Here is a 13,352-nt window from a genome sequence, read left to right on the forward strand (position 1 = left end):
GAAAGATGCCCAGGACACCCAGCGAAATTCCGATCGTGCGCCGCGAACTCGCGCGCATGGAGGACCGCCTGACTTTCCTCTACGTGGAGCGGGCGGTCGTCAACAGGAAGGACAACGCACTGACTGTCCTGGACAGTCGGGGCATCGCTCACGTACCTGCGACCACGCTGTCCGTGTTGATGCTGGGACCGGGCACCAAGATCACCAACGCGGCTATGGCGTTGCTGGGCGACGCCGGATGCACGGTCGTCTGGGTCGGCACCGGCGGCGTGCGGTACTACGCGCACGGGAGACCGCCGGCGAAGTCCTCCCGGATGGCTGAGGCACAGGCCCGGATCGTGACGAACCAACGTCGGCGTCTCCAGTGCGCCCGCGAGATGTACGGCATGCGCTTCCCCGGTGAGGATGTATCCAGGCTGACGATGGCACAGCTTCGGGGCAGAGAGGGCGCCAGGGTCAAGCGCATTTACGCCGCGGAGTCGGAGCGCACCGGTGTCAACTGGAATCGTCGCCGATATGATCCGGACGACTTTGACGCCGGGGATCCGATTAACCGCGCGTTGACCACTGCAAACGCGGCCTTGTACGGGATTACGCACGCTGTGATCGTCGGGCTTGGATTCATCCCCTCCCTCGGGGTGGTGCACACAGGCACTGACCGGGCTTTCGTGTATGACATCGCAGATCTCTACAAAGCGGAAACTGCTATCCCCGCTGCGTTTGAATGCGCTGGCGCACCCGACGGAGAAATCGGTGGAAGAGTACGCCGGGCACTTCGGCACAAGGTGACGAAATTGCGCGTGATGAAGCGGATGGTCCGAGATCTCTATGCGCTGATGAAAGTCGAGGGAGCGGAGCTGGTTGACGTGGATCTCATGCTGTGGAACGAGCTCGAGGTCATTGCATCCGGGGTGAATTGGGGGTCAGAGGAAGATCCGGTGATGCACTGATGATGGTTCTTGTGGTGACGGCCTGCCCGGCCGGCTTGCGTGGAGATCTGACGAAATGGCTGATGGAGGTCGCTCCCGGTGTATTCGTCGGTAGACCCTCCGCTCGGATCCGGGATCTGCTGTGGGATCGAACTGAGGAGCTTCTCCAACAGGGGAGAGCGATCCTGGTGTATTCGACTGACAACGAACAGGGAATGGAATTCCGCACGCATTTGAGCGATTGGACACCGACTGACTTCGATGGGCTGACACTGATGATGCGCGACACCAGAGCCGGCGCGGGGACGGCGCGGAGAAACACCGGCTGGAGTATCGCCAGAAATGCGCGCCGGGCCCGTCGCTCGCACGGTTAGGGCCGGGCCTTCATAGACGAGTCGTACCTAGAATAGGGTTCAGGCTCCCAAAGCTGCAGCTCTGCAAGTGTCTTCCCCGCGCCAGCGGGGATGAGCCGAACCGGTAGCGGGCCTGGTTGGTTTGGTGGTGGTCTTCCCCGCGCCAGCGGGGATGAGCCGATCCGGCCCATGCCAACCGACAGGCTCGCCGTGTCTTCCCCGCGCCAGCGGGGATGAGCCCCGATCGGGGACGCGTCAACCATTGCCGGGGGTGTCTTCCCCGCGCCAGCGGGGATGAGCCGGACGCTAACCGCGCCGCGGGCTCGATCGTCACGTCTTCCCCGCGCCAGCGGGGATGAGCCCCGCGCCGCGATGATGGCGCAAAACAGTGAGGTGTCTTCCCCGCGCCAGCGGGGATGAGCCGTACGGCGCTGGTGCTGATGGTGCCGACTACTCGTCTTCCCCGCGCCAGCGGGGATGAGCCGGAACTGACGACATGACCCCCGAGCAAGACAAGGTCTTCCCCGCGCCAGCGGGGATGAGCCCACAGGATCCAGCAGCGCCGCGCCGAAGCGCCCGTCTTCCCCGCGCCAGCGGGGATGAGCCCGGCCCCTCAACTGGCGCTTTTCTAGTGTGTTGGTCTTCCCCGCGCCAGCGGGGATGAGCCCGTGGGCACCAGGTTGTCTTCGTCGCGGCGGCGGTCTTCCCCGCGCCAGCGGGGATGAGCCGCTCGACCGCCGCCTCGCCGCCCTCGAAGCGGAAGTCTTCCCCGCGCCAGCGGGGATGAGCCCACATGCCCATCATCAAGCCGGCAACCGACCAGGTCTTCCCCGCGCCAGCGGGGATGAGCCCCGGCGTCGTATCCGCCTGTACGACGAGGAGTGGTCTTCCCCGCGCCAGCGGGGATGAGCCGGACCCCGTCCGGGTAAATCGTGGCGTACAAGCGTCTTCCCCGCGCCAGCGGGGATGAGCCGGCGCTGACGGACGGCATCATTGACGGCTCCGAGTCTTCCCCGCGCCAGCGGGGATGAGCCGCGGGCCGGGACCGGGTGGCTTCGAGGTCGGCGGTCTTCCCCGCGCCAGCGGGGATGAGCCCCCTCGCCCCGCTCGACGACCCCCACTACGACTGTCTTCCCCGCGCCAGCGGGGATGAGCCGACCGGCATCGAGTTGTTCACGAAGTTGGCCGGGTCTTCCCCGCGCCAGCGGGGATGAGCCCTCCTTGGACATGCCGCGAAATGTCGGCACGACGTCTTCCCCGCGCCAGCGGGGATGAGCCCATCATCGTTGTTGTAGAGGTCGCGCTGTTCCTGTCTTCCCCGCGCCAGCGGGGATGAGCCCATCATCGTTGTTGTAGAGGTCGCGCTGTTCCTGTCTTCCCCGCGCCAGCGGGGATGAGCCCGCCCGCAGCGTCGGCATCGAGGTGTCCAACAGGTCTTCCCCGCGCCAGCGGGGATGAGCCGCAGCTGCCAAGCCTCACCGGTCGCCTGGAAATGTCTTCCCCGCGCCAGCGGGGATGAGCCGCCATGTCACCCAGGTTCAACTCCAACTGCCGCGTCTTCCCCGCGCCAGCGGGGATGAGCCCTGGCAGACCTGGTTAATAAGTGGTGCAGGCGCGTCTTCCCCGCGCCAGCGGGGATGAGCCCTCGGCGTTGCGGTCGCGCATGGCGAAGATGTTAGTCTTCCCCGCGCCAGCGGGGATGAGCCCCGAGCAGCCTCCACACACGCACCCAACGACACGTCTTCCCCGCGCCAGCGGGGATGAGCCCCCGTCGACCTTCTCGCCGGAGGCGTCAAAATCGTCTTCCCCGCGCCAGCGGGGATGAGCCCCACTTCGATGTGACGACCGATGAGATGAAGAAGTCTTCCCCGCGCCAGCGGGGATGAGCCGACCCACGAGCGGCGCACGGTGATGGTGCCGGGGTCTTCCCCGCGCCAGCGGGGATGAGCCCCACTTCGATGTGACGACCGATGAGATGAAGAAGTCTTCCCCGCGCCAGCGGGGATGAGCCCCCACCACCGCTGATCGGTGCGGCACCAGGCTTGTCTTCCCCGCGCCAGCGGGGATGAGCCGACGTTGATCAGCTCTTCGTCCGGCCGCGAGTAGTCTTCCCCGCGCCAGCGGGGATGAGCCCATCGCCTGCTTCGTCGACTCACTGATCGACACGTCTTCCCCGCGCCAGCGGGGATGAGCCCCTTCCTAATGCCCTTGTTGTAGACCGTGTCAAGTCTTCCCCGCGCCAGCGGGGATGAGCCCGCACTGCGCAGCGAGTTCCAGACGGACTTGATGTCTTCCCCGCGCCAGCGGGGATGAGCCGTCGAGGACGGTCACGGTCGCACCTCCTGCCAGGTCTTCCCCGCGCCAGCGGGGATGAGCCGCCGCGCCTGGAACACACGCTCCACAATGTCCAGTCTTCCCCGCGCCAGCGGGGATGAGCCGTCCTGCCACACCGCCGCGGTGATCTTCACTCCGTCTTCCCCGCGCCAGCGGGGATGAGCCGTTGACGAGTTTCCAGGCCCCGCCGATGATGGCGTCTTCCCCGCGCCAGCGGGGATGAGCCCGCGCCACCGGCGTCGAGGGCGAGGCCGGAGAAGTCTTCCCCGCGCCAGCGGGGATGAGCCGATCTTCATCATCATGAAATTCGCCCAGGAGATGTCTTCCCCGCGCCAGCGGGGATGAGCCCCCGTGAGTGCCCGGTGGCGGTGCAGGTCTACGGTCTTCCCCGCGCCAGCGGGGATGAGCCACCACATCGGGTCCATACGCACCCGAACCTTCCGTCTTCCCCGCGCCAGCGGGGATGAGCCGGATTGGCTAGACACACACCCGGAATGGGCGAAGTCTTCCCCGCGCCAGCGGGGATGAGCCTGTGACGGCGGTGAGCCGGCCCCACTTGAACTCGTCTTCCCCGCGCCAGCGGGGATGAGCCCTTCTTCGAGTTCTTCGGGGCGGCGGCCTGGATGTCTTCCCCGCGCCAGCGGGGATGAGCCCTGGGACTCCGCCCCGGCGGGCTGGCTGATCCCGTCTTCCCCGCGCCAGCGGGGATGAGCCACCTTCTTCACGGTGAAGAACGGGCCGGCTGGGGTCTTCCCCGCGCCAGCGGGGATGAGCCCCAAAACCGCGACTCATCACGCTCAAACCCCCAGTCTTCCCCGCGCCAGCGGGGATGAGCCCCAAACGACCAGAAACCTTAGCCACCAAAACCAGTCTTCCCCGCGCCAGCGGGGATGAGCCGTAGGGGAGAGGCGTCAATCCGTGCAGGTAAGAGTCTTCCCCGCGCCAGCGGGATGAGCCGGGCGCCGGCTGGCATGGCAGCGCCGTACCGGGGTCTTCCCCGCGCCAGCGGGGATGAGCCCACCTGCCGCTCACGCGCATGCACCGACAACAGGTCTTCCCCGCGCCAGCGGGGATGAGCCGAACTGGCCGACACCGGTTCTGGATTCTTCGGCGTCTTCCCCGCGCCAGCGGGGATGAGCCCCACGACCCCAGCCATCGACCGGTACCGAATCAGTCTTCCCCGCGCCAGCGGGGATGAGCCGATGAACACCCGCGCCGCCCGCGGCGTCACCGCGTCTTCCCCGCGCCAGCGGGGATGAGCCGTGGGGCGCGATCATCGCGGAGGTGCCGTTTTTGTCTTCCCCGCGCCAGCGGGGATGAGCCCCGGCCTACCCACCCACCCGCTTGTCTCGGGAGGTCTTCCCCGCGCCAGCGGGGATGAGCCCCCCGTCGAATCGCCGTACAAGGTGACCATGCGGTCTTCCCCGCGCCAGCGGGGATGAGCCGCCTTCGCCGCCCACATGGGCATCGCCTGGGCTGTCTTTCCCGCGCCAGCGGGGATGAGCTCCAGGCAAGCCAGCGCCCACTACGCCGTCGACCGTCTTCCCCGCGCCAGCGGGGATGAGCCGCTTCACACCGCGGGCTGGGTTGACCTTGATCTGTCTTCCCCGCGCCAGCGGGGATGAGCCCACAACAGGATCGTGCGGCTCGGCGACTTGATAGTCTTCCCCGCGCCAGCGGGGATGAGCCCACGACCTCGGCGTCGACGGGGATCGGCTTAAGGTCTTCCCCGCGCCAGCGGGGATGAGCCTCGACCGGCCCCAGATGGTAGAAAGGCCCCGACGTCTTCCCCGCGCCAGCGGGGATGAGCCGCTCATACACGCATGATCGCCCCACCCCCGGTCGTCTTCCCCGCGCCAGCGGGGATGAGCCGCAGCGGGACCAGGGCCGTGAGGTCGAGGACTTGTCTTCCCCGCGCCAGCGGGGATGAGCCCCACCACCGCCGCCTAGCGGCTAGGAAGAAGGTGTCTTCCCCGCGTCAGCGGGGATGAGCCGTCCCGCTACTGGCGCGCCGGGCTGGCACACCTGTCTTCCCCGCGCCAGCGGGGATGAGCCCGATGCCCGCGGCATCGTCAGCGTGCCTTTCAAGTCTTCCCCGCGCCAGCGGGGATGAGCCCAGGCCCCCGTACCCACCCTCGGGCAGGGACACGTCTTCCCCGCGCCAGCGGGGATGAGCCCGCGGGGTGGCGGCCGCGCAGTTCGAGGCCCGCGTCTTCCCCGCGCCAGCGGGGATGAGCCGGTCCAGATCAGCTGGTGCACTCCCGACGGGGTGTCTTCCCCGCGCCAGCGGGGATGAGCCGAAGCATTTCGAGAAGGTCGCCGACAATCCCTCGTCTTCCCCGCGCCAGCGGGGATGAGCCCCCGAGTGAGGCGCTACTCGGAGTGACACACGGGTCTTCCCCGCGCCAGCAGGGATGAGCCCGGGACAAACCAATGAATGACGCCCGGTTGAAAGTTTTCCCCGCGCCAGCGGGGATGAGCCTCGGTGTGTCAGCTCGTGGTGCACCTCGCGAAGGTCTTCCCCGCGCCAGCGGGGATGAGCCCGGGCTACACGTCGACTCGCGGGCGGACCAGATGTCTTCGCCGCGCCAGCGGGGATGAGCCTGTGTGGGAAGCAGACCCGGACCCGGAGCCGGAGTTTTCGCCGCGCCAGCGGGGATGAGCTCGGCCGCGACGCCAAACCGCTCCGGCCTACCCGGCGTCGACCGCGACCCCGCCCCCGTTCCACTCGACCTCGCGCCGCTTGACGTGCCGGATCACCGCGTAGGTCACCGGCAGCACCACGACCTCGATCAGGGTCTTCCACAGGAACCCGACCACCACGTAGTTGACCGCGTCGCCGGCCGTCGCGATCCCGATCACCGGTGCGGCGATCAGGCAGAACAGCAGCGTGTCGGCGAACTCGCCGACCACCGTCGAGCCGATCAGCCGCGCCCACATGTTCGCGGGCCCCAGCCGGCGCTTCATGCGCACCAGCACCCACGAGTTCAGCAGCTGCCCGACCAGGTAACCGGCCAGCGAGGCCAGCACGATCTGCGGCACCAACCCGAGCACCAGCGAGAACTCGTCCTGGTTCTCGTAGAAGCTCGCGGCCGGCAGCCAGATGGCCACGTAGAAGCACACGACCGCCAGCGCGGCGACGGCGAAGCCGGTGAGGATCGCACGCCGGGCCGCGCGGAAGCCGTAGACCTCGCTGAGTACGTCGCCGAGCACGTAGGCGGCGGGAAAGAGGAAGAACGCGCCGTCGGTGACCAGCGGGCCGATCTCGACGCCCTTGGTCGCCAGGATGTTGGAGATCAGGAAGATCGCAACGAACGCCGCGACGATGACGGGGTAGTAGCTGCGTTGGACGGGGATGAAGCGGACGGTGTCGGGGGCGCCCGCCGCGCCGGTGTCCGCGGAGGCCGCGGTACCGGAGGCGACGGGCCGCCCAGACCCGTGGGAGGATTCGGTGTTGGACATGACCCGCATCTTCCCACGCGGGCGCCCTAGGCTGGCAATCATGGCTGAACCGAGCACCTCCGCCGACGCCCCCGCGCCCGCCGGCCGCTACGCCCCTTCGCCGAGCGGCGACCTCCACCTGGGCAACCTGCGCACCGCCGCGATCGCCTGGGCCGCCGCGCGCACCACGGGCCGTCGTTTCCTCATGCGCGTCGAGGACGTCGACACGCAGCGCTCCTCGCTGGAGTCCGCCGAGCGCCAGCTCGAGGATCTGGCCGCCCTCGGCCTCGACTGGGACGGCGAGGTCGCCTACCAGCACGATCGCTTCGGCGCCTACGGGTCCGCCCTCGAGAGCCTGCGCGCCGCCGGCCGCGTCTACGAGTGCTACTGCTCCCGCCGCGAGATCCGCGAGGCCTCCCGCGCCCCGCACGTCGTGCCCGGCCACTACCCGGGCACGTGCCGTTCAATTTCCGACGCCGCGCGCATCACCCGTCGCGCCGAACTCGCCGCCGAGGGGCGCACGCCCGCGTTGCGGCTGCGCACCGACACGGAGACCTGGCGCGTCCACGATGCGCTGGCCGGTGACTACACCGGCGAGGTCGACGACATGGTGCTGCGCCGCGGCGGCCAGCAGCCGGACTGGGCCTACAACCTGGCCGTCGTCGTCGACGACGCCTGGCAGGGCGTGGACCAGGTCGTCCGCGGCGACGATCTGCTGGCCTCGGCGCCGCGGCAGGCGTATCTCGCGCACCTGCTCGGCCTGCCGGAGGTGGAGTACGTGCACGTGCCGCTGGTGCTGGGCCCGGACGGCAAGCGGCTGGCCAAGCGTGACGGGGCGGTCACGCTGCGCGAGATGCGCGCCGCCGGGCGCACGGTCCCGGAGATCGTCGGGCTGATCTGCGCCTCGCTGGGCCACCCCGGCGTGGACTCGCTGGCGGGCCTGGCCGAGGTCTTCGACCTCGGAGAGCTGCCCCGCGAGCCCTGGACCTGGACGCCGGACGAGTCCTAGTGGTGGTGCTGCTTCCAGGGCTCGTGGGTGGTGGCGCGCAGCGTGGCGTCGGAGCCGGCGAGCTTCTTGATCAGCGCGAGGCGCTCGTCGTCGCCCTGCGGCACTGAACGCACGATGTCCTCCTCGGGCAGGTCGGCCGCCGAGGCGACCGGGGCGGGCGTCGGGTTGTCGATCTGCGTCGGCCCGTCCGTGGAGGGACGGATGTCGAAGTCGAAGATGTCCGTTGGCAGGTGCAGCGTCGCACAGGCGTTGGGGTAGTCGACCACCGCCGAGTAGTGGGCCTCCATCGGTGCCGCGCCGAGCAGCAGGAACGCCTGCTCGCGGGAGTAGCCGAAGGTGGTCAGGTAGTCGATGCAGTGCAGCACCGCGTTCTGGTAAGCCAGGAACGTGTCGAAGTAGCGCTGCTCGCCGTCATTGGTCACCGAGATGCCCGTGAAGGTCAGGAAGTCGGTGTAGCGCGGCGCCTGCTCGCCGGGCACGAAGATCGGGGCCGGACCGGTCTTGTAGGTGTCCATGCCGCCGGGGATGATGTCGACGCTGAACTCCATGAAGCCGCTCATCTCGATCGCACCGCACAGGGTGATCTCACCGTCGCCCTGGGAGTAGTGCAGGTCGCCGAAGCTGAAGTTGGCGCCGTCGACGAACACGGGGAAGAAGATCCGTGAGCCCTTGGTCAGGTCCTTGATGTCCAGGTTGCTGCCGTTCTCCCGCGGCGGGACGGTCACGGCGGCCTCGTGGGCGATGCGGTCGCGGTCGGCCTCAGGTACCGCGCCCAGGGTGGCGTCGATGGGTTGCGGGGCGACGGCCAGCGGCGGGGTACGGAACGGGTCCTTGGAGATCAGCGTGGCCTCGCGCTTGTTCCAGCGGGCAAGGAGCTCCGGGCTCGGGGCGGTGCCCATCAGGCCCGGGTGGCAAACCGAGTTGAAGGAGACACCCGGGATGTGGCGGGAGGTCGCCCTGTTGTCCTTGAAGTCCCAGATCGCCTTGTAGGCGTCCGGGAAGTACTCGTGGAGGAAGCTGCCGCCGTGTTTGCCGGCGAAGATGCCGGTGTAGCCCCAGCCCTCTCCGGCGAGCTCGCCGGGGTTGTCCGCCTCGCTGAGCGGACCGACGTCGAGGATGTCGACGACGAGCAGGTCTCCCGGCTTGGCGCCTTCGACGCGGAACGGGCCGGAGAGCTGGTGCGGCTTGGTGAACGGGACGTGCAGGATGTCGTCGGCGGAGTCGTTGTTCTTGACGAAGCCGTCGAACCACTCGCGGCTGTCCGCGCGGACCGTCTGGCCGGGGCGGACGTTCGCGATTGCGGGGATCTCGGGGTGCCACCGGTTGTGGCCCACGACGTCCTGGTCGGGGAAGGAACGTGAAGAGTCGAGCGTGTATGTGATGTCAGCCATGGTGTAACCATAAAGAGTTCTGGTTAACTCCAGGTTGCGTTTCCCTCGGAGATTCTTGAGCGCCCGGCTGGCAGGAGGACACGGGGTACGCAGGAGCTTGTGTCATAACGTGAACTTCGGAGTACGGTCAATGGTCGTATGAAAAATGAAGATGTTGTTGATTTCGTCCCGCGGCCAGAGGACCGCTTCTCCCTGCCCGTCCGGTGGCTGCTCTTTCTCGCAGGCGTGGCCGTCATGTCTCTCGGTATCGCCCTGACACTGCACGCTGACCTGGGCACGACCCCGATCTCCACCCCGCCCGCGGCGTTGGCCGCGTGGAGCATGACGGTGGGGCAGTGGACCATCATCTTCAACGCCATCCTCGTCGTTCTCCAGGTCGTCCTGCTGCGCCGGCGGTTCACCCTCATGGGCTACCTGCAGTTCGGTGTCGCCATCGTGTTCGGTCTGCTGTGCGACCTCGCGTTGCACCTGACGGGCTTCGTCGCCCCGGAGGCGTACTGGGAGAAGTGGTTGCTGGTCATCCTCGGCACGGTCATCGTCGCCTGCGGCGTGTTCCTCGAGGTGCTCCCCGGGCTCCTCTACGTCCCCGGCGAGGGCCTCATCACCGCGATCGTGACGGTGACCGGCTGGGACTTCGGCATCGTCAAGCAGTGCTTCGACTGGTCCCTGGTGATCATCGCCGTCGTGCTCTCCCTGATCCTCAACGGGGAGATCGTCGGCGTGCGCGAGGGCACCGTCTTCGCCGCCTTCGCCGTCGGCGCGCTCGTGCGGGTCTTCCACCACTTCGACATGGAGCGCCTGCGCAGGAAGCACTTCGGGTACTGACCGCGCCCGGCGAATTCGACTGCCCGGTCCCGGCCGGGGGGGAGTAGGGTTCCTGCGCATATGGACACTCCCGAGCACTTCCCCCCGCGGCCCGAGGACCGCTTCAGCCTGCCTGCGCGCTGGATCATCTTCTTCGTAGGCGTGACGATCATGTCGCTGGGCATCGCGGTGACGCTGCACGGTGACCTGGGAACCACGCCCATCTCGACCACGCCGGCCGCTCTGGCCGCGTGGCAGCTGACGGTGGGCCAGTGGACGGTCATCTTCAACGCGCTGCTCGTGGTCTTCCAGATCATCCTGCTGCGCCGTCGCTTTCCGCTGCTGGGCTACCTGCAGTTCCTGGTCGCGTTCGTGTTCGGCACCATGTGTGACGTCTGGCTGGGGGTGACCGACTTCCTCGCTCCGGAGGCCTACTGGCAGAAGTGGGTCCTGATCATCGTCGGCAACGTGCTCATTTCCTTCGGCGTCTTCGTCGAGGTGCTCCCGGGCATCCTCTATGTGCCGGGGGAGGGGGCCGTCGCGGCGATCGTGCGTGCGACCGACTGGAACTTCGGCACCGTCAAGCAGTGCTTCGACTGGTCGCTGGTGGGCCTGGCCGTGGTGCTCTCGCTGATCCTCAACGGTGAGGTCGTCGGCGCCCGCGAGGGCACCGTCTTCGCGGCCTTCACCGTCGGGCTGATGGTGCGCGGATTCCAGCGCCTCGACGCCGAGCGTCTGCGGAAGAAGCACTTCGGCTACTGACGGCCGGCCCATTCTGCGCAGGCATGTGCCGGACGCTGGAACAGCGGGTTTCAGCGCATGGCATGTGCAACCGTGTCGGGCAGCGGCCGGTCTCGGCGACGAAGGTCCGTCTGCACAGGGCCAAGAAATCACTCCAGGAGATTCTCCAGGGTTGAGTTAACCCACCATTGCCGTTTCAAGAACCCTTCAATTGACGACGCCGCGCGCCTGCGCGGCGTCGCTGCTCTTCCTCGGCCATTGCGTGTGCCGGGTGTCTCGGGTCTCCGGCTGTCGCGTGTGCCCCGCCGCGTGCGTCCGGCGTTGGGGGTGCCGGCGTGGGGGAGGGGGCGGCCGCCCACGGATCGCCGGGGCACAGAAAAAGACCGCCACCCGGTCTCCCGGGCGGCGGTCTCTTTCAGCTGCGGAGGATGTGGGATTTGAACCCACGTGGGAGGGTCACTCCCGCACGCATTCCAAGCGTGTGACATAGGCCGCTAGTCGAATCCTCCAGCGTCACAGGCGGGGCGTTCCCCGTCGTGCTGAAGAAATCGTACACGGCGCCCACCGCCACGGCCAAATCAGCAGGCGCGCACCGCGTCTTGGCCTCTCTCCGGTTCTCGGCTAGAGTGGGGGTCCGGATCTCGCGCGGCGTGTATCTCGTGAACTCCCCCAGGGCAGGAATGCAGCAAGGGTCAACGGGCTCTACCGGGTGCGCGGGGTCCCCTTATTTTTTATGGGCCGCCGGGGAACGGCCCACCCACGTGCGGGAGCGGCCGCAGGCGGCCGGCACGCGCGACGTCGTCAAGCACACCCGGCCCGCAGGGAGCGGCCCACCAGGGCCGTAGGAGACGGCCCCGACCGGCCGCGGGGAGCGGCCGCAGACGGCCGGCACGCGCGACGTCGTCAAGCACACCCGGCCCGCAGGTGCGCAGGGGTGCACCCCGTCGGACCCGCTGTACGATGTGTGGGCGCAGCGCGCGCCGCCTCAAGGTGGCGTGCCACACGCAGAACCACACAACTGATCCGACACGACAACCGCGTGCGCACGCGGCGCGGGGAAGGAATCTGAGGGACGATGTCGCTCACCGACATGACGGACGAGAAGCTGACGGAGCTCGCCGAGAAGGTCCGCGCCGAGTACGACGACCTGAAGGCGAAGAACCTCAACCTGAATCTGACCCGCGGCAAGCCGTCGGCCGAGCAGCTGGACTTCGCCGACGAGCTGCTCGCCCTGCCGGGGCGCGGCGAGTACACCGCCGCCGACGGCTCGGACGTGCGCAACTACGGCAACCTCAAGGGCATCCCGGACATCCGCGCCATCTGGGCGGACCTGCTGGGCCTGCCCGTCGAGCTGATCTACGCCGAGGACTCCTCGAGCCTGAACATCATGTTCGACCTGGTCAGCTGGTCGTGGACCTTCGGCAACAACGACTCCGAGCGGCCCTGGTCGGCCGAGGAGAACGTCAAGTGGATCTGCCCGGTGCCGGGCTACGACCGCCACTTCACCATCACCGAGCACTTCGGCATCGAGATGATCCCGGTCCCGCTCAACGAGGACGGCCCGGACATGGACGCCGTACGTGAGCTGGCCCGCGACCCCGAGGTCAAGGGCATGTGGCTCGTGCCGGTCTTCGCCAACCCCTCGGGTGTCACCGTCTCCGAGGACGTCGCCCGCCAGCTCGCCGAGATGCCGACCGGTGCGCCGGACTTCCGCATCGTGTGGGACAACGCCTACGCCGTGCACACGCTGACCGACGAGTTCCCCGAGAACCACAACGTCATCCGCTTCGCCGAGGAGGCCGGCAACCCGAACCGCTTCTGGTTCATGGCCTCGACCTCGAAGATCACGCACGCCGGCGCGGGCGTGGCCTTCTTCGCCTCCTCCCCGGAGAACCTCGCCTGGTACGCCTCGCACGCCGCCGTGCGCGGCATCGGCCCGAACAAGGTCAACCAGCTGGCCCACGCCCGCTACTTCGGCGACGCCGAGGGCGTGCGCGAGATCATGCTCAAGCACGCGGGCTCGCTGGCCCCGAAGTTCAAGGCCGTGCTCGACATCCTCAAGGACCGCCTCGGCGAGTACGAGGTCGCCTCCTGGACCGAGCCGACCGGCGGCTACTTCATCTCCCTGGACGTCATGGACGGCACGGCCGCCCGCGTGGTCGAGCTGGCCCGCAACGCCGGCATCGCCCTGACCGGCGCGGGCTCCTCCTTCCCGCTGCACCAGGACCCGAACGACCGCAACATCCGCCTGGCGCCCTCGCTGCCGCCGGTCGACGAGCTCGAGGAGGCCATGAACGGCGTGGCCACCTGCGTGCTGCTCGCGGCCCTGGAGAAGCTGGACAAGTAACCC

8 protein-coding genes, 1 tRNA gene, 1 other RNA gene and 2 CRISPR repeat arrays are annotated in these 13,352 nt (G+C 68.3%); of the genes, 7 read left to right on the forward strand and 3 right to left on the reverse strand.

Translation table 11 applies throughout. The features are described from left to right. The first annotated feature begins 5 nt into the window (after positions 1 to 5). Both cas1e and cas2e read left to right on the forward strand, forming a co-directional pair. Complete coding sequence (gene cas1e, locus CFRA_RS00920) at positions 6 to 950, forward strand: type I-E CRISPR-associated endonuclease Cas1e (RefSeq protein ID WP_075663065.1); 945 nt, start codon at positions 6 to 8, stop codon at positions 948 to 950. Further along, entirely contained in the window at positions 950 to 1,303 is a 354-nt protein-coding gene (gene cas2e / locus CFRA_RS00925; RefSeq protein ID WP_075663066.1) for a type I-E CRISPR-associated endoribonuclease Cas2e, read from the forward strand. The genes cas1e and cas2e overlap by 1 nt, the downstream gene beginning before the upstream one ends. Positions 1,304 to 1,372: 69 nt before the next feature. Then, positions 1,373 to 4,514: direct repeats of the CRISPR family, unit length 28 nt; unit sequence GTCTTCCCCGCGCCAGCGGGGATGAGCC. 92 nt (positions 4,515 to 4,606) lie between these two features. After that, positions 4,607 to 6,281: direct repeats of the CRISPR family, unit length 28 nt; unit sequence GTCTTCCCCGCGCCAGCGGGGATGAGCC. A 26-nt stretch (positions 6,282 to 6,307) separates the two neighbouring features. Here cas2e and CFRA_RS00930 read toward each other — a convergent pair. After that, positions 6,308 to 7,078: a queuosine precursor transporter gene (locus CFRA_RS00930; RefSeq protein WP_083666747.1), complete on the reverse strand. Its 771-nt coding sequence runs from the start codon at positions 7,076 to 7,078 to the stop codon at positions 6,308 to 6,310. A gap of 40 nt (positions 7,079 to 7,118) precedes the next feature. On the opposite strand from CFRA_RS00930, the gene gluQRS reads away from it, so the two are divergent. After that, positions 7,119 to 8,066, forward strand: coding sequence for a tRNA glutamyl-Q(34) synthetase GluQRS (gene gluQRS / locus CFRA_RS00935; protein ID WP_075663068.1), 948 nt, complete (start codon positions 7,119 to 7,121; stop codon positions 8,064 to 8,066). On the opposite strand, the gene fmdA is transcribed toward gluQRS, so the two are convergent. Further along, on the reverse strand, positions 8,063 to 9,457 hold the full coding sequence (fmdA, locus tag CFRA_RS00940; protein WP_075663069.1) for a formamidase: 1,395 nt from the start codon (positions 9,455 to 9,457) through the stop codon (positions 8,063 to 8,065). The two genes, gluQRS and fmdA, sit on opposite strands and share 4 nt — an antisense overlap. Positions 9,458 to 9,595: 138 nt before the next feature. Here fmdA and CFRA_RS00945 point away from each other — a divergent pair, with 138 nt between their 5' ends. Both CFRA_RS00945 and CFRA_RS00950 read left to right on the forward strand, forming a co-directional pair. Further along, complete coding sequence (locus CFRA_RS00945; protein WP_075663070.1) at positions 9,596 to 10,282, forward strand: YczE/YyaS/YitT family protein; 687 nt, start codon at positions 9,596 to 9,598, stop codon at positions 10,280 to 10,282. Positions 10,283 to 10,342: 60 nt separating this feature from the next. Then, complete coding sequence (locus tag CFRA_RS00950; protein ID WP_075663071.1) at positions 10,343 to 11,023, forward strand: YczE/YyaS/YitT family protein; 681 nt, start codon at positions 10,343 to 10,345, stop codon at positions 11,021 to 11,023. 401 nt (positions 11,024 to 11,424) lie between these two features. Here CFRA_RS00950 and CFRA_RS00955 read toward each other — a convergent pair. Further along, positions 11,425 to 11,511 (reverse strand) — tRNA-Ser (locus CFRA_RS00955). A gap of 124 nt (positions 11,512 to 11,635) precedes the next feature. Between CFRA_RS00955 and ffs the strand changes: the two genes are divergently transcribed. After that, positions 11,636 to 11,730: signal recognition particle sRNA small type (ffs, locus tag CFRA_RS00960), an RNA gene on the forward strand. A 347-nt stretch (positions 11,731 to 12,077) separates the two neighbouring features. Continuing rightward, positions 12,078 to 13,349, forward strand: a complete 1,272-nt coding sequence (locus CFRA_RS00965; RefSeq protein WP_075663072.1) for an aspartate aminotransferase type Ic — start codon at positions 12,078 to 12,080, stop codon at positions 13,347 to 13,349. Positions 13,350 to 13,352 lie beyond the last annotated feature (3 nt).

The sequence above is a fragment of the Corynebacterium frankenforstense DSM 45800 genome (assembly GCF_001941485.1).
Lineage (GTDB): Bacteria > Actinomycetota > Actinomycetes > Mycobacteriales > Mycobacteriaceae > Corynebacterium > Corynebacterium frankenforstense.